Below are 17,726 nucleotides of genomic sequence, written 5' to 3'. Positions count from 1 at the left end.
TAATGATCAGCTAAATCAGGTACAAAAGCTATGTACCTGATTTAGGCTTATATCGCGTTAACTAACTGTTCGAGCTGGCTGCGATTGGTTTTTTTGGTATCCACTTTCACGTAGGCACTGCGTTCTGCAGTCACAACAACGGCTTCTGTCACACCTGGCTGAGCTTTAATCCTCTCTTCCAACGCTGAGTCTTTTACCGCTAATTCTGAAAGTGTAATTCGCAGGCTACTGACGTAAGGTGGTTCCTGCATCGTGGTGCTGATAGCAAACCAGACCAAGGCGATGACAGCACCGGCGGCAAATACCATACTTGCCCCCCCTATACCGAAGATCAAGCCACCTAAGCTGCCACCGATAGCGACACCAATAAACTGGCTGGTGGAGTAAATACCCATAGCAGTCCCTTTGTAGCCAGCAGGGGACTCTTTGCTAATCAGTGATGGCAATATTGCTTCCATCACATTGAATGCAATAAAGAATAGCTGTACACCCGCGATGATCACCCACAACTGCTGTCCCGCTGACCACAGCACTATTTCTGCAACAAAAAGCACGGCCACACAGCCCATAAAGACCTGCTTCATTCGGCGTTTGACTTCAGCATAGATAATGAATGGTACTACGGCGGCGAATGAAACTAACATAGTAACCAGATAGACAATCCAGTGCTGGGCTGGTGCTAATCCTGCGCTGGCCATAATCTGGGGTAGAGCCACAAAACTCGACATCAATAAGATGTGTAGGCACATGATGCCAAAGTTAAGTTTAAGTAGCCGACTGTTATTAAGAACTTTGGTGAAGCTACCTTTAACGATGCTAGATTCGCGATTAAGCACATGTCTATCGGCATTTGGCACAACAGCTAGCGTTATCACAATGCCTAATAGCGCCAACAATGCAATAGCCCAGAATAGTGCCTGTAGGCCAAAGGCATGGGTGACAATAGGTCCGAGCACCATGGCGATGGCAAAAGTGACGCCAAAACTGACACCAATAAATGCCATGGCTTTTGTACGGTTTTGCTCACGGGTCAGATCTGACAACAGAGCCATCACTGCTGCTGCAATTGCACCGGAACCTTGTAATGCCCGGCCAAGAATAATGCCCCAAATGGAATCACTCAACGCGGCAATGACACTACCGAGGGCAAATATGAGCAAGCCACCAACGATGAGAGGCTTGCGACCAATACGATCAGAGACTAAGCCGAATGGAATCTGGAAAATTGCTTGAGCCAAGCCATAAATACCAATAGCGAGACCAATCAGCGCCTCGCTGGCTCCGGAAAGCGCCATACCATAGGTGGTGAGAACCGGTAAAACCATAAACATGCCGAGCATGCGCAGTGAAAATACCGTACCTAGTCCCCAAGTCGCCCGAAGCTCTAACGGGGTCATTTTGTTATCGTTCATTACCACCTCAAAAAAACAATCTGCGCCATTGTAATGATGTTATGGGCAACGGGTAAATCTATTGATCTATAGAATGTATTACAGGCGATATTTTAAGCAAAATATGCGTGGTGGGTGGCTAGAATAGACACAGTTTATGAGATAAAGAGAGTTAATTGTTATGGGACCAACAAAACTGAAATAGCCAATAAAGGTTCAGAGGCATGAAGATAGATAGGGAGGGTCGGAAATAAAAAAGTGGCCTGCAGGTGATAGGCCTGCCGACCACTTCACGTTCTTCGGTATGTTTCTTTTATCGACCAATATTATCCGACGTAAGTCAGTAATCCTGCCGAGGAAGGAACATTAAAATCAACCGACATCATGACGCTCAATGACGTAATGGCAATGATAGAGAATACAAAGAGTTTTCTCGCCCATACGATGTCATTGGTTGCCTTATAACCGCGTAATGCCATGCCTAGCCACCAAACACTCACTGCTGCAGCAACGACTAGGTATTTATAGCCAGCATAGCCACTCAGTGTCAGCATCAGGGTTGCCACCATAAATGCCAGAATATAAAGGGTAATATGGTTTTTGGTGACCGATATTCCTTTTATCACGGGCAATACTGGGATGTTGGCAGCCTGATAATCCTTAAAGCGGAAGATCGCAATGGCGTAAGAATGGGGCATTTGCCACAGGCTGAAGATCAGCAACAGGATCAATGCACCCATATCGAACTGGCCCGTAACAGCGCAGTAGCCAATGACGGGCGGTGCGGCACCTGACAAACTGCCAATCAACGTCCCGTAGACTGATTTACGTTTCATGTAGAGGCTATAAACCCCGACATAGATAACGAAACCAATGACTGCCAGCATCATCGCTAATGCATTCGCGGCGACATAAAGTAGCAGCATGCCAGCAATACCCAATACTGAAGCATAAATCAGGCTCACTTTCGGATCGATAAGCCCTTTGACCAGGACGCGATTCTTCGTTCTCTCCATGATGCGGTCGATATCGCGGTCGATATAGTTGTTAAACACACACCCGGAGGCGACAACTAACGAGACACCGAACAGGGTGGCGAGAAATAGGGGGTAATCAATCACGCCCTTGGACGCAAGAAGAAATCCCCCAACGACAGAAATTAAATTGCCGAAGATAATTCCTGGTTTAGTTACTTGCAGGTATTGCTTAATCATCACATGCAGCTCTTTAGTCAACCATCATATTGATGTTGAGGTTGTACATAATCCAGAGTGAGCCCACAACAACGATTGCAATAATCATAGCGGTGAACAGGAACGCCACCAGATTCCAACGCTCTTCGGATGATCCATTCATATGCAGGAAGTACACTAAGTGCACGATAATCTGCACAACGGCTAAACCGACCACCGTGGCCAGAATAGTGGTATGAGAGGCAGTCCCGCTCATGACCATAGCGAATGGAATAACGGTCAGAATGACCGATAGAATGAAGCCAATAATATATGACTTCAAACTACCGTGGCTGGCTCCACCGTGAGACGTCGTTGAATGGCTAGATGTTGGATGGCTCATTACATGGCTCCTAACAGATAGACAACGGTGAATACGCAGATCCAGACCACATCCAAGAAATGCCAGAACAAGCTTAGGCACATCAGACGGGTACGGTTCGTTTCATTCAGGCCGCGTTTTGCTACTTGGATCATCATAATGATGATCCAAACCAGGCCTGCGGTAACGTGAATACCGTGGGTGGCGACCAATGCGAAGAAACTAGACAAGAACGCACTGCGATCTGGCCCGTAACCTTCGGCAATAAGATGATGGAATTCGTAGATTTCCATCGCCACAAAGCCTAGACCGAACAAGAATGTCAGACCCAACCAAGTATTCACTTGGTTTTTATGGCCTTTATTCATGCCCAGCATAGCGATGCCGTAAGTGATGCTACTGAACAGCAACAGGAAGGTTTCGACCAGAACAAAGTTCAAATCGAAGATATCCCGTCCAGAAGGACCGCCAGCTGTTCCGTTTACCAGCACTGCATAGGTCGCGAACAAGGTCGCAAACAAAATACAGTCGCTCATCAGGTAGATCCAGAAGCCGAATACTTTGGTGGCTCCTGCATCGTGATGCCCATGCTCGACATGGGCGACGTTATGGTTAGTCAGAGTTTCAGTTGACATGATTCACGCCTGCTTTGCTGATTTGTTCATGATGAAGATCTTCAATGCGCTCAACTTCTGCAACTGGCACATAGTAATCAACATCCTCGTCGAAGCTTTTCACAATCCAGGTCACAATCATGCCGACGAAGCCAACAATGGCCAGCCACCAGATATACCAGATCATGGCAAAGCCAAAGATCAAGCTGAAGCCAGCAATAATCACACCTGCACCAGTATTCTTCGGCATGTGGATTTCTTCATATTTAGCCGGACGTTTGTACGCTTCGCCTTTCTCTTTCATGTCCCAGAATTCATCACGGTCGGTCACTTCAGGTACTACAGCGAAGTTATAGAACGGTGGTGGGGAAGAGGTAGACCACTCCAACGTACGGCCACCCCATGGGTCACCGGTCAGATCGCGGTTCTGTTCACGGTCACGGATACTGACGAAGACCTGAATAACCTGACACAAAATACCGCACGCAATTAATGCTGCACCACCAGCGGCTACCATTAACATCGGATGGAACTCTGGATTGATGTCTTGGCTTAAACGACGGGTCATCCCCATAAAGCCCAGCACGTACAGCGGCATGAAGGCAACGAAGAAACCAATGATCCAGAACCAGAACGCACGGATGCCCCATTTCTCATTCAGCGTAAAGCCGAAGGACTTAGGCCACCAGTAAGTCAGGCCAGCGAAGCAACCGAAGACTACACCACCGATAATAACGTTATGGAAGTGAGCAATCAGGAACAAGCTGTTATGCAGAACAAAGTTTGCACCCGGAACAGCAAGCAGAACGCCAGTCATACCACCGATAGAGAAGGTGATGATGAAACCAACAGTCCACAGCATTGCGGAGTTAAACTGAATACGGCCTTGGTACATAGTGAACAGCCAGTTGAATATTTTCACCCCTGTAGGGATGGAAATGATCATCGTGGCGATACCGAAGAAGGCGTTAACGTTGGCACCTGACCCCATGGTAAAGAAGTGGTGCAGCCAAACGATAAACGACAATACGGTAATCGCGATGGTTGCCCAAACTAATGAGGTGTAACCAAACAGACGTTTTCTTGAGAAGGTTGCGGTAACTTCAGAGAACACCCCGAACACCGGCAGAACCAAAATGTACACTTCCGGATGGCCCCAGGCCCAAATCAGGTTGATGTACATCATCATGTTGCCACCCATATCATTAGTGAAGAAATGGGTGCCAAGGTAACGATCCAGTGTCAGCAACGCGACGGTTACTGTCAGAATCGGGAAAGAAACGATAATCAAAATGTTGGTGCAAAGTGCCGCCCATGTGAAGACAGGCATCTTCATCATAGACATACCTGGCGCACGCATCTTCAAGATAGTAGCGAAGAAGTTAACACCGGTCAGCAAGGTCCCTAAACCGGAGATCTGTAGACTCCAGATCCAGTAATCGACTCCGACACCTGGATTGTACTCGATACCCGACAGCGGCGGATAAGCCAGCCAACCAGTTTGTGCAAATTCACCGACCCCCAGAGAGATGTTAATCAACACCACTCCGACAACGAAGAACCAGAAACTGAGTGAGTTCAGGAACGGGAAGGCTACGTCGCGAGCACCGATTTGTAGCGGTACAACGACGTTCATTAAGCCCACAACAAAAGGCATCGCCATGAAGAAAATCATGATGACGCCGTGAGCGGTGAAAATCTGATCATAATGGTGAGGTGGTAAGAACCCAGCCTCACCAGCAGAAGCAAGTGCTTGCTGGCTACGCATCATGATGGCATCGGCAAAGCCACGCAAAAGCATGACCATGGCGACCAGAATATACATGATACCGATTTTTTTATGGTCAACTGACGTGAGCCATTCGCTCCATAACCATTTCCATTTGCCGAAATAGGTCAGGGCAGCGACAAGTGCTAATCCACCCAGAACGATTGCAGCAACGGTAACCATAATGATTGGTTCGTGTAGCGGAACCGCATCAAGTGTTAATTTTCCCAACATCGTTTTATTCCTCGGCTCCGGCGTGAGCGGCGTGTTCGCCCATATCCATGCCCTGGCTCATATCCATACCTTTATGGGGATCATTGCCTTTACTGTGCATGTTCATATCACCCATAAATTTGCCAATGATTCCTTTAAACATCTCCGGTTTAACACTGGAGAAATACTCAACCGGGTTATTTTCGCTCGGTTCAGCCAGCTTATTGAAATCGTCAGTAGTATTCAGGGTATTCGGCGATTTTTTCACCTGTGCGACCCATTGGTCGAAGTCTTCTTGCGTTGGTGTTGCAATCGCAGTGAATTTCATACCAGAGAAGCCCTTACCGCTGAAGCTACTGGAAATACCATTGTATTTTCCGGCTTCGTTGGCAATCAGATGCAGCTTGGTTTGCATCCCAGCCATCGCGTAGATTTGCCCGCCTAACTGAGGAATAAAGAACGAGTTCATTACTGAGTTAGAGGTGATTTTAAAGTTCACCGGAACACCAGTAGGGAAAGCCAGTTCATTTACTGTAGCGATACCTTGTTCTGGATAGATAAATAACCATTTCCAGTCAAGGGAGACCACTTCAATGGTAATCGGCTCTTTGCCGGCTACTTCAAGTGGTTTGAACGGGTCAAGTTCATGAGAGGTTTTCCAAGTTATCGTCGCCAAAATCGCGATGATAATGATTGGAACAGCCCATACAACAAGCTCAATTTTGTTGGAATGGGACCAGTTTGGGGTGTAGGTCGCACTTTTGTTGGATGCGCGATACTTCCATGCAAAAGCGAACGCCATAAAAATAACCGGAATCACGACGATCAACATCAAACCGATAGCAGTGAGTATCAGTGTTTTTTGTTCGACTCCGATTGCGCCTTTGGGATTCATCAATACCATATCGCAACCACTAAGCATTACCGTGGCTGCAAATAAAGACAACATACCCATATTTTTAATGTATTTCTTAAGTCTCATCTAACGACCTCAATAACAAAAGGGCTCTATTGTCGTTTCATGTGTGCGGGCATTTTACGGGAAGGTTGCGAGACTGTAAACATGCTTAAGATTGTGTCAGCGGCTTGTTGACACTTTATGTTAAGGGGGTCACAGATGTTGACTGGTGTGATAATTTACTAATAGCAACAATATGTTGGCGTTAAGCTTGGGTAATCACACAGAGATACTAAGGAAAAACAACGTCAATTAGCGTTTTATTTAGGTGGAATACTGATTTTAAATTCGTAAGTAGACTTATTTTCTGTGAAAAATATGTGATGAGAAAGTAAATTAAAATATATCCCGAGGTGACATATTTCAGCACCTCGGAATCATTTAGTTAGAAATTATATTTAATTGAATAAATGATGCCATCTTGTAAAAAGTCTTCGCCTAATTTGTTATAAGCATAACGATACTGAATACCCGTGGTGAATTGTTTAATGGGTGTCCACCAGAGTGCGATGGCACCATTTACCCCGTTACGCCCTCCATTGCCTGCGGCGTAGCGCTCTGCGCGGTTGAACTCCAGTTCATTCCAGTTGGTGATGCTAAATTTCTCATCAAACGCAGTAAAATCATACCCAGCAACCCAGCCTACGACATAACCGTTATTGCCTGAATAGTAAGTTTGGTCGACATAATGTAGCGCAACGAAAGGCTTCATCCACACGCCTGCGATCGTTGCATTATAGCCAATACCATACAGCGTATTCACTTCATGGAAGTTGCTGTAATCGTTGCCTTCTGCACTTGGCAGCGAGTAAGTACCATAGATGTGACCATAAAGATTGAAGCCGGTATCACCCAAATAGTAGCGACCTGTAGTTTTGAAGGTATAACGCTGGTTGTCACCCGGCTGAGCCGTTTTGGAATTGAACGGGTTTTCTAAATCAAAAAAGCCGTAGATCTCACCCCAGCTATAACCTGCACCGCCTTCCAACTCAATATAGGCAAAGTCATCTTTATGCGATGAATCACCTGATTTATGCGTAGTACTGCGCGTCCAGTCGAGATAGTTCATGCTGATATTACCGAACCCCCATTGGTATTCAGCTTGTACGGCTGGCGCTAAAGTAACCGTGCTCAGTGCGATAGCACCGATAAGAATTTTACGCATAAATGCCTCTGTGCAGTTGAAAGATGTCAGTGAAAACAAAAGGACACAGTCCTTAACAAAAAGTGCGCTCATCATAATCTCACCGCACGAAAGGATAAACCCACCAAAGTGACACTGATCTCGTTTTGAATATAATGTTTTGCAACTGTTACCGATTCATGTGACTTGAGTCACTAATTTTGCGGGGTAGTTTCAAAAGGGCTTATCGAGAGACACTGTTTTATTGGCTGATAAAAACAAAAAAGGCCGGTGTTAATGCCAGCCTTTGAATGTTAATTTAGTGGATTAAGCTAGTTTTTCTCGCCGAAGCGCCAGATAATCTAATACGCCGCCAAAAACCATTCCGACCACGCTAAGCTGAATGCCTCGAAGTAGTAAGATGTCCGCTATCTGTGGTGCAGCGGTCCAATCCAATGCGTTACTTATCAGTAGAATCAGCCACGCGGAAAGCAATATGCAACCTACTGTTAAGAAGCGTAGTGCCCAACGATACGCCGTTTTAAATTCAGTTCTTGGCATAAACTCATCTGTCTGCTGAGTATGTTCGAGAGTTTGACGACAAACATAGAGCAGCAATAAGCCGGGGACGGCTGCGGCAATAGAGAACAAGTAGAACTGCGGCCAGCCATGGGTTTCAACAAACCAGCCAGCGATAGGGCCAACGTAAACACGACCGACTGCGGATAGCGCAGAAAGCAAAGCAAATTGCGTGGCAGAAAAGGACTTGTTACACAGCGTCATGAGTAAGGCAACGAATGCTGCAGTGCCCATTCCTCCACAGAGGTTTTCTAGGAAGATAGCGCTGCCCATCGAGAATATATTCTTATCAGTGATGGATAAAAGCCAATAGCCCACATTGGAAATGGCTTGTAAAATGCCAAATATCATTAATGCTCGGAATAAGCTCAACCGCTGCATTAACAGACCGCCATAAAGCGCACCAATAATGGTGGCAATCAATCCTAGCGTTTTATTGACCAGACCTACTTCACCGGCATCGAATCCAACACCACGTATTAAGAAGGTCGTGCTCAGACTCGCCGCAAAAGCATCACCCATTTTGTAAAATACAATTAGTAGGAGAATTAGCCATGCATTGTTGCGGCCAAAGAAATCACGTAATGGGGCAACAACTGCTTGCTCCAATGTTTTGGGGGGGGCAATACGAATATCGGGTTCGGGAGCGAATAAGGTGGCAAATACCCCAATGAGCATCAACCCAGCCATTAACCAGTAGGTTGATTGCCAGCCGAGGTAGCGATCGGCTATCCACAGCGCTAATCCGCCTGAAACCAACATGGCCAGACGATAACCTAAGACTGAAACTGCCGCCCCAGTGCCTCGTTCCTCAGATGTAAGTAAATCGGTCTTATAGGCATCAAAAACAATATCTTGAGATGCAGAGCAAAATGCGACTAATACGGCAATAGCCGCTAGCCACCATAAATGCTTAGCAGGCTCCATAAAGCCCATAGCGATAATTGCTACAATCAATAGTACTTGGCTTATCAATAACCAACCGCGTCTACGGCCAAGAAACGAAGGTGTGTAACGGTCCATCAGGGGGGACCAGAGGAACTTAAACACATAAGCTTGACCAACCAAAGAAAAGATACCAATGGTTTTCAGATCGACGTTTTCAACGGTCATCCATGCTTGTAGCGTACCGCCAGTCAGGGCTAAAGGTAGGCCCGAAGCAAACCCCAACAGCAGCAGGATGAGTGAATTACGTTGGGTAAAAAGGTTTGAATAGCGATTGGACATGTGAGACCTACATGCTCCACCCGATCAAAGAGGGCGGAGCATTCTGTTAAGCAGTAATGATGATGCTAAGCAAACGCCTTATTTAGCGCGCGTTTTGTTTAATAAAGCTGCTGACACTGGTGTCTTGCGCCATATCCGCAATCACATCGCTTAGCACGGTATTGACGGCATCAGTGATTTTTTCGTTAGTGGCAGTAAATGCACCTTGGACATTGTAGCTGGCACGATAGTTTTTCACCTGCTTATTGCCATTTTTCGCGGTGGCAGTAATAGAGATATCTGCTTTAGTGGTGATGTTATAACGCAGATTACCTTCCTGAACATCGGCAAAGAGCTGGTTCACAACGATTTGCAGGTCAACAGGGGCGTCGGAGCCAATCATGTAACCACGGGCCGTCATCTGTTTCTCTAACACTTCTTGTAACAAGAAACGAAGGTCGCGAGAAGGTGTTAACACGACCAGTTGCCCATCACGATTGACTCTTGCCAGCGCGGAATCTTGGCGTTGATCAGCACCATTGATACTGATAGTGACTCCCATTAAAGTTGGATCTTGCGGTGGCAATACCACTTTGGGCGTGACATTCAATGTGTTGTTGCTGGCAGCACAACCCGCCAGGATAAAAACAGCCAACAGCGGGAAAAGAATTTTCTTTAGCATGTTCACTTTATCTCAATAGTTATGGAATTCTTTAATAATCAGAGCGGGATAGCAGCCATGTTATTTTGCAAGTTTGCAATGGCGACATCATAGCACCGGGATTGGCCGGTGGAAGATCCCGATGCAGAGAATTTCAGCAAAAAAGGCAATTTATACTCAAGCGGGAGTGTAATTGACATAAAGACCTTACAAGTCACGTTTTTACCTGACTATCAGATTCACCTCATATCTAACGTTAGTTTCATACCCTCAGCGACCTGACAGTAGATATACGGGCTATTTTGTATCTGAAATGTTATAAAACAACGAAAATCAGCTAATATTGCATTAGAGAGTAGGCAGTTTTTTGCCTTGGCAGTAAGGAGAATATGATGATTTTGATTCGAGAACAAATTGAAGAAAAACTTAAAAAGGCATTCGAACCGGATCATCTGGAGGTCATTAATGAAAGCTACCGCCACAATGTTCCTGCGGGTTCCGAAAGCCATTTTAAAATCGTGATCGTCAGTAATAAATTTCAAGACCAACGCTTTTTGAGCCGTCATCGTGCCATTTACAGTGTGTTAGCTGATGAGTTGGCTGGCAGTGTCCATGCACTGGCTTTGCACACTTACACATCAAAAGAGTGGGCTGGTTTACAAGATACTGTTCCCAATTCACCCTCTTGTCGTGGTGCAGGGACATTGGCTTAAACTGTGGATTTAATCAAAAACAGACTGGATAACAGTAGTAATTCTGGCCTGATTTAGGGTATTAGTAGATGAGAATTTCGCAAGCGGCCTAAGGGCCGCTTGTTTTTCTGTATAGGCGACACCGCTGTTTTTATTCGTGCGTGACAGGAGTTTTAGCCGAGGGAACGATTCACGCGTGAATTTTACCGCGACAACATTCGCTTGCTTTCCTCGACTCATACCTTGAGCGCCGCTATAATGTCGCGTCTTATTTTTCCGGAATGGTTTCGGGACGCTTCTGACATCTGGGATACTCGGTTCTGTTTAATGCGGCCGTCCCGGTTCTTAGAGGGTGTTTTCAGAGTTTGCATCATTCCTGAAAAGGTAAATGGTGCTGCTTCGTTTGCAGCTTCTGGAGTTGACCGAGCACTGTGATTTTTTTGAGGTAACAAGATGCAAGTTTCTGTTGAAACCACTCAAGGCCTTGGCCGCCGTGTAACAATTACTGTTGCTGCTGACAGCATTGAGAAAGCAGTAAAAAGTGAATTAGTGAAAGCCGCTAAAAGTGTTCGTATTGACGGTTTCCGTAAAGGCCATGTGCCAATGAACATCGTTGAACAGCGCTATGGCGCATCTGTTCGCCAAGACGTACTGGGTGACCTGATGCAACGTAATTTCGTTGACACGATCATTAAAGAAAAAATTAATCCAGCTGGCGCGCCAAATTATGTGCCAGGTGAATACAAGCAGGGTGAAGATTTTACTTTCTCTGTTGAGTTTGAAGTATACCCAGAAGTTGAGCTGAAAGATCTGGAAAGCATTGAAGTCGAAAAGCCAGTTGTTGAAGTCAATGACGCTGACGTTGATACCATGCTGGAAACTCTGCGTAAGCAACAAGCAACGTGGAAAGACACTGATGCTGCAGCAACGGCTGAAGATCGCGTAACACTGGATTTCACCGGTTCTATCGACGGTGAAGTATTCGAAGGTGGCAAAGCGACTGATTTCGTGCTGGCAATGGGTCAGGGTCGTATGATCCCAGGCTTCGAAGAAGGTGTTATCGGCCATAAAGCCGGTGAAGAGTTCACCATCGACGTTAATTTCCCAGAAGATTACCACGCAGAAAACCTGAAAGGTAAATCAGCTAAATTCGACATCGTGTTGAAGAAAGTTGAAGTGCGTGAGCTGCCAGAATTGACTGAAGAATTTATCAAACGTTTCGGCGTTGCTGATGGTTCAGTTGCTGGCCTGCGTGCCGAAGTGCGTAAAAACATGGAACGTGAGCTGAAAGGTGCTGTACGTAACCGTGTTAAAACTCAGGCAATCGACGGTTTAGTCAGTGCAAATGAAATCGACGTTCCTGCTGCACTGGTTGAAGGTGAAATCGATGTTCTGCGCCGTCAAGCTGCTCAGCGTTTCGGTGGTAATGAGAAGCAAGCTGCTGAACTGCCACGTGAACTGTTTGAAGAACAAGCGAAACGTCGTGTTGTTGTCGGTCTGCTGTTGGGCGAAGTTATCAGCAAGCATGAACTGAAAGCTGATGAAGATCGTGTTAAGGCATTGATCGAAGAAATGGCTTCTGCTTACGAAGATCCGCAAGAAGTTGTTGAGTTCTACAGCAAAAACAAAGAGCTGATGAACAACATGCGCAGTGTTGCTCTGGAAGAACAAGCTGTAGAAACTCTGCTGGCTAAAGCCAAAGTGACTGAAAAACCAACGACCTTCAGTGAACTGATGAATCAGACCACTAATGCGTAATGTTTTTTAGCGCATCAAGCTGGATATAACCCATCTCCTAAAACTGGAAAGGGTGTAACAGTTTTTGATTGATGAAGCCCGTTGCCTTTGGCCACGGGCTTTTCTTTTGGTAACAACAATCACTCAATAGTATGATTAATCTGGCATGTTGCTGTGTAATTTGCGCTATATTTGACAAGTGATATACGGATAAAAAACAATTTGGCGTCTGGATTAGGGTAGGGATAGCGAACGGTTGTTAGGCTAAAAAATGTGAGGGGACTTGAAAAAGAAGATTAATCCCCAATTTATTTAGTGAACGTTCATAAGATGTTGATGAAACACGGGCTGATTACCGCTGTAGAATGCGTCTGGATAACCAGGCAGTTTGCACGCACCTTGATGCATGGACATAGTCATCATTACTTATCTCAAGTAGAATCGGTTATGAATGGCGCCAAAGTAAATTCTATTAGGAGACGGTAATGTCATACAGTGGCGAACGAGATCAATTTGCACCTAACATGGCTCTGGTGCCAATGGTGGTTGAGCAGACTTCACGTGGGGAGCGTTCTTACGATATCTTCTCTCGTCTGCTTAAAGAACGTATTATTTTCCTGACCGGTCAGGTTGAAGACCATATGGCCAACCTGATCACAGCGCAGATGCTGTTTCTGGAAGCAGAAAACCCAGAGAAAGATATATTCCTGTATATCAACTCACCAGGTGGGGTGATTACGGCTGGGATGTCAATTTATGACACCATGCAATTTATTAAGCCTGATGTCAGCACTATCTGTATGGGGCAAGCGTGCTCAATGGGTGCATTTCTGTTGACGGCTGGCGCGAAAGGTAAGCGTTTCTGTTTGCCGAATTCACGGGTAATGATTCACCAACCGTTGGGTGGTTTCCAGGGCCAAGCCACAGATATTGAAATTCATGCAAGAGAGATTTTAAAAGTGAAATCACGCATGAATGAACTGATGGCACTTCACACGGGAAAATCTCTTGAAGAAATAGAGAGAGACACTGAGCGCGACCGTTTCTTGTCAGCCGAAGAGGCTGTAGAATATGGATTAGTGGATTCCGTGTTCACCCGTCGTGACTAACGACTTATTTCTGTGAGCCGATAGACTATAATTGGATGTAAATAGAACAGGTCGTGTGTGTTATTAGAATAAATTGTGGCGCTTAAGGTGCTTAATGACTGGTTGCTCGTACACGACCCAATATATCGGCTGCCCGTTGAAGGCTAACGTGGTGTCCAGAAATAGCGATAATAGTCTCCCTGCCACTGTGTTTTTGGGTGTGGCAGATACTGAAAAAGAGGTTTACTGATGACAGATAAGCGCAAAGACGGTTCTGGAAAGCTGCTGTATTGCTCTTTCTGCGGCAAAAGCCAGCATGAAGTGCGTAAGCTAATAGCCGGGCCGTCAGTGTATATCTGCGATGAATGTGTCGACTTGTGTAACGACATTATTCGCGAAGAGATCAAAGAAGTTGCTCCGCACCGGGAGCGTAGTTCGCTGCCTACACCGCATGAAATTCGTCGCCACCTAGATGACTATGTCATTGGGCAAGAACCGGCGAAAAAAGTGCTGGCTGTTGCGGTATATAACCACTACAAGCGTTTACGCAACGGCGATACTAGCAATGGTATCGAGCTGGGTAAAAGTAATATCCTGCTGATTGGTCCAACAGGGAGTGGTAAAACGCTTCTGGCGGAAACATTAGCTCGCTTCTTAGATGTGCCATTCACAATGGCAGATGCCACCACGTTGACCGAAGCAGGTTACGTGGGTGAAGATGTGGAAAACATCATTCAGAAGCTTTTGCAGAAATGTGATTACGACGTTCAGAAAGCGCAACGTGGTATCGTCTATATCGATGAAATTGACAAAATTTCGCGTAAGTCTGATAACCCGTCAATCACCCGTGATGTTTCGGGTGAAGGTGTGCAGCAGGCTCTGTTGAAGCTGATAGAAGGTACAATTGCTGCCGTACCACCACAAGGTGGTCGTAAGCATCCGCAACAGGAGTTTTTACAGGTTGATACCTCTAAAATTCTGTTTATTTGCGGCGGTGCTTTTGCTGGCCTAGACAAAGTCATTGGGCAACGCATTAACACCGGTACGGGTATTGGTTTTGGCGCTAAGGTTAAAGGCAAGTTAGAGAAGGCAACGGAAGGCGAGTTATTAAGCCAAGCTGAGCCAGAAGACTTGATTAAGTTCGGTTTAATCCCTGAATTTATCGGTCGTCTACCTGTGGTTGCAACCTTGAGTGAATTGAGCGAAGACGCACTGATTCAAATCTTGAAAGAACCTAAAAACGCACTGACTAAGCAGTATCAGGCGTTGTTCAATCTGGAAGGTGTAGAGCTTGAATTCCGTGATGAGGCGCTGACAGCCATTGCCAAGAAAGCGATGGCACGGAAAACAGGTGCTCGTGGCCTGCGTTCTATCGTAGAAGCTGCATTACTGGATACCATGTACGATCTACCGTCAATGGAGAGTGTGGAGAAAGTGGTTGTAGATGAATCCGTTATTGCGGGTCAATCTGCACCGATGCTGATTTATGGCCAACCCGAAGCTCAAGCTTCTGGCGAATAATTAGCCAAATAATCCAGATGGTTAGTATGACAATGGGGGATTTTATCCCCCATTTCTTTTTCCTCGCATTGTAATCGTTGAATGTAAGACATTCGTCCCCATATACTCAATTACCTATTTAGTGAAACTCGTGATGATTCGTGTTTCACGAGATTTCCAGTAATCTGGCGGAAGCTAAACTAAGAGAGAGCTCTATGAACCCTGAGCGTTCTGAACGCATAGAAATCCCCGTATTGCCTCTGCGCGATGTGGTGGTTTATCCGCATATGGTGATCCCACTGTTTGTTGGCCGGGAAAAGTCGATTCGGTGTCTGGAAGCTGCAATGGATCATGATAAAAAAATCATGCTGGTTGCGCAGAAAGAAGCCTCGACAGATGAACCTGGTATCAATGATCTGTTTTCAGTTGGCACCGTAGCTTCGATTTTGCAAATGCTGAAATTGCCTGATGGTACGGTCAAAGTGTTGGTCGAAGGGCTGCAGCGTGCACGCATCACCACGCTTTCTGATAGTGGTGAGCATTTTGCTGCTCAGGCGGAATACCTTGAATCGCCTGTGATGGATGATCGTGAACAGGAAGTATTGGTTCGCACGGCCATTAATCAGTTTGAAGGCTACATCAAACTGAATAAAAAAATTCCACCTGAAGTGCTGGCATCGTTGCACAGCATTGATGATGCAGCACGTCTTGCCGACACGATCGCGGCGCATATGCCGTTGAAATTGAATGATAAACAAGCTGTTCTGGAAATGTTCGATGTGACTGAACGTCTGGAATATCTGATGGCGATGATGGAATCAGAAATCGACCTGCTACAGGTTGAAAAGCGGATTCGCAATCGCGTCAAACGGCAGATGGAAAAGAGCCAACGCGAGTACTATCTGAACGAGCAAATGAAAGCTATTCAGAAAGAACTGGGCGAGATGGACGATGCGCCTGACGAACATGAAGCGCTGAAGCGTAAAATCGAAGCGGCTAAGATGCCGAAAGATGCACGCGAGAAAACCGAAGCTGAGTTGCAGAAGCTGAAAATGATGTCGCCGATGTCGGCAGAGGCCACAGTAGTTCGTGGTTACATCGATTGGATGTTGCAGGTTCCATGGAACAGTCGCAGTAAAGTTAAGAAAGATTTGGTCAAAGCGCAGGAAGTTCTGGATACCGATCACTATGGCTTGGAACGGGTTAAAGATCGTATTTTGGAATATCTCGCAGTGCAGAGCCGAGTCAGCAAAATTAAGGGGCCAATCCTGTGTCTGGTAGGGCCTCCTGGGGTGGGTAAAACCTCTCTGGGGCAATCTATTGCCCGTGCGACAGGTCGCCAATATGTGCGTATGGCATTAGGTGGGGTGCGTGATGAAGCGGAAATCCGTGGTCACCGCCGTACCTATATCGGTTCTATGCCGGGTAAATTGATCCAGAAAATGGCAAAAGTTGGCGTCAAGAATCCGCTCTTCCTTTTGGATGAGATCGATAAAATGGCGTCCGACATGCGTGGTGATCCGGCTTCTGCCTTGCTTGAGGTATTAGATCCGGAGCAAAACGTTGCATTCAACGATCATTATCTGGAAGTGGATTATGATCTGTCTGACGTTATGTTTGTGGCGACGTCTAACTCCATGAATATTCCGGCCCCTTTGCTGGATCGTATGGAAGTGATTCGTCTGTCAGGCTATACCGAAGATGAAAAACTCAATATTGCCAAACAGCATTTGCTGCCGAAGCAATTTGAGCGCAATGCGATTAAGAAAGGCGAACTGACTATCGACGACAGTGCCATTATGAGCATTATCCGTTATTACACCCGCGAGGCAGGGGTACGTAGTTTGGAGCGTGAAATCTCCAAATTGTGCCGTAAAGCAGTCAAAAATCTGCTTATGGACAAAACGGTTAAGCATATTGAGATCACTGGCGAAAACCTGAAAGATTTCCTTGGCGTACAAAAGGTTGACTATGGCCGTGCGGATACCGAAAACCGCGTTGGTCAAGTCACTGGCTTGGCATGGACTGAGGTTGGCGGTGATTTGCTGACCATCGAGACCGCCTGTGTCCCAGGGAAAGGTAAGCTGACTTACACCGGTTCTCTGGGTGAAGTGATGCAAGAGTCTATTCAGGCGGCATTGACCGTGGTTCGCGCGCGAGCGGATAAATTAGGTATCAACCCTGATTTCTACGAGAAGCGTGATATTCACGTGCATGTGCCAGAAGGCGCGACACCGAAAGATGGCCCGAGCGCAGGTATCGCAATGTGTACTGCATTGGTTTCTTGCCTAACAGGTAACCCTGTGCGTGCAGATGTTGCTATGACCGGTGAAATCACCTTACGTGGTTTAGTTTTACCTATCGGTGGTTTGAAAGAGAAGTTGCTAGCCGCTCACCGCGGTGGGATCAAAGTTGTGCTAATCCCAGATGATAATAAGCGTGATTTGGAAGAGATTCCTGATAACGTTATTGCTGATCTGGAAATTCATCCGGTTAAGCGAATTGATGATGTTTTAGCCATTGCTTTGCAAAATCCTGCCTTCGGGGCACAGCCGGTAGCGTCAAAATAGTGACGTATCGCAAGAAGTATTGATAAAACTGATGCTGGTAAGTGAAATGCTACTTGCCAGCTATTTTTTGTG

General features: G+C 46.1%; 14 protein-coding genes. 5 read left to right on the top strand and 9 right to left on the bottom strand.

From position 1 onward, the window contains the following. Positions 1–47: 47 nt before the first annotated feature. From DA391_RS16990 to DA391_RS16950, 9 genes are all read right to left on the bottom strand, one after another. Positions 48–1,412, bottom strand: coding sequence for an MFS transporter (locus DA391_RS16990; protein ID WP_167398180.1), 1,365 nt, complete (start codon positions 1,410–1,412; stop codon positions 48–50). Between the two features lie 305 nt (positions 1,413–1,717). Next, on the bottom strand, positions 1,718–2,605 hold the full coding sequence (gene cyoE, locus DA391_RS16985) for a heme o synthase (RefSeq protein WP_019212909.1): 888 nt from the start codon (positions 2,603–2,605) through the stop codon (positions 1,718–1,720). A 13-nt stretch (positions 2,606–2,618) separates the two neighbouring features. Next, positions 2,619–2,966 carry a cytochrome o ubiquinol oxidase subunit IV gene (locus DA391_RS16980; RefSeq protein WP_019212908.1) on the bottom strand — a complete coding sequence of 116 codons (348 nt, stop codon included), beginning with the start codon at positions 2,964–2,966 and terminating at the stop codon, positions 2,619–2,621. Then, entirely contained in the window at positions 2,966–3,580 is a 615-nt protein-coding gene (locus DA391_RS16975) for a cytochrome o ubiquinol oxidase subunit III (protein WP_019212907.1), read from the bottom strand. Before DA391_RS16975 ends, DA391_RS16980 begins: the two co-directional genes overlap by 1 nt. Then, complete coding sequence (gene cyoB / locus DA391_RS16970) at positions 3,570–5,561, bottom strand: cytochrome o ubiquinol oxidase subunit I (protein WP_050286531.1); 1,992 nt, start codon at positions 5,559–5,561, stop codon at positions 3,570–3,572. The genes DA391_RS16975 and cyoB overlap by 11 nt, the downstream gene beginning before the upstream one ends. Before the next feature lie 4 nt (positions 5,562–5,565). After that, entirely contained in the window at positions 5,566–6,522 is a 957-nt protein-coding gene (gene cyoA / locus DA391_RS16965; protein ID WP_049605870.1) for a cytochrome o ubiquinol oxidase subunit II, read from the bottom strand. Positions 6,523–6,883: 361 nt separating this feature from the next. Beyond that, positions 6,884–7,663: an outer membrane protein OmpK gene (locus DA391_RS16960; protein WP_050082591.1), complete on the bottom strand. Its 780-nt coding sequence runs from the start codon at positions 7,661–7,663 to the stop codon at positions 6,884–6,886. Between the two features lie 285 nt (positions 7,664–7,948). Next, on the bottom strand, positions 7,949–9,427 hold the full coding sequence (gene ampG / locus DA391_RS16955; RefSeq protein WP_050082593.1) for a muropeptide MFS transporter AmpG: 1,479 nt from the start codon (positions 9,425–9,427) through the stop codon (positions 7,949–7,951). Between the two features lie 82 nt (positions 9,428–9,509). After that, the gene (locus DA391_RS16950; protein ID WP_019212902.1) at positions 9,510–10,088 is read right to left on the bottom strand and encodes a lipoprotein; all 579 of its coding nucleotides are present in this window, start codon (positions 10,086–10,088) and stop codon (positions 9,510–9,512) included. A 371-nt stretch (positions 10,089–10,459) separates the two neighbouring features. Between DA391_RS16950 and bolA the strand changes: the two genes are divergently transcribed. From bolA to lon, 5 genes are all read left to right on the top strand, one after another. Next, positions 10,460–10,780, top strand: a complete 321-nt coding sequence (gene bolA / locus DA391_RS16945; RefSeq protein ID WP_072084787.1) for a transcriptional regulator BolA — start codon at positions 10,460–10,462, stop codon at positions 10,778–10,780. A gap of 432 nt (positions 10,781–11,212) precedes the next feature. After that, on the top strand, positions 11,213–12,517 hold the full coding sequence (gene tig, locus DA391_RS16935; protein WP_050286530.1) for a trigger factor: 1,305 nt from the start codon (positions 11,213–11,215) through the stop codon (positions 12,515–12,517). Positions 12,518–12,981: 464 nt separating this feature from the next. Further along, on the top strand, positions 12,982–13,605 hold the full coding sequence (gene clpP / locus DA391_RS16930) for an ATP-dependent Clp endopeptidase proteolytic subunit ClpP (RefSeq protein WP_049605864.1): 624 nt from the start codon (positions 12,982–12,984) through the stop codon (positions 13,603–13,605). A 228-nt stretch (positions 13,606–13,833) separates the two neighbouring features. After that, on the top strand, positions 13,834–15,105 hold the full coding sequence (gene clpX, locus DA391_RS16925; protein ID WP_050082596.1) for an ATP-dependent protease ATP-binding subunit ClpX: 1,272 nt from the start codon (positions 13,834–13,836) through the stop codon (positions 15,103–15,105). A 194-nt stretch (positions 15,106–15,299) separates the two neighbouring features. Then, positions 15,300–17,654: an endopeptidase La gene (lon, locus tag DA391_RS16920; RefSeq protein ID WP_050082598.1), complete on the top strand. Its 2,355-nt coding sequence runs from the start codon at positions 15,300–15,302 to the stop codon at positions 17,652–17,654. The last annotated feature ends 72 nt before the right edge of the window (positions 17,655–17,726 follow it).

Origin of the sequence: Yersinia massiliensis (genome assembly GCF_003048255.1) — a bacterium.
GTDB lineage: Bacteria > Pseudomonadota > Gammaproteobacteria > Enterobacterales > Enterobacteriaceae > Yersinia > Yersinia massiliensis_A.
Note: the sequence above shows the minus strand (reverse complement) of the source record. Positions and strands in the feature narration are given on the sequence as shown.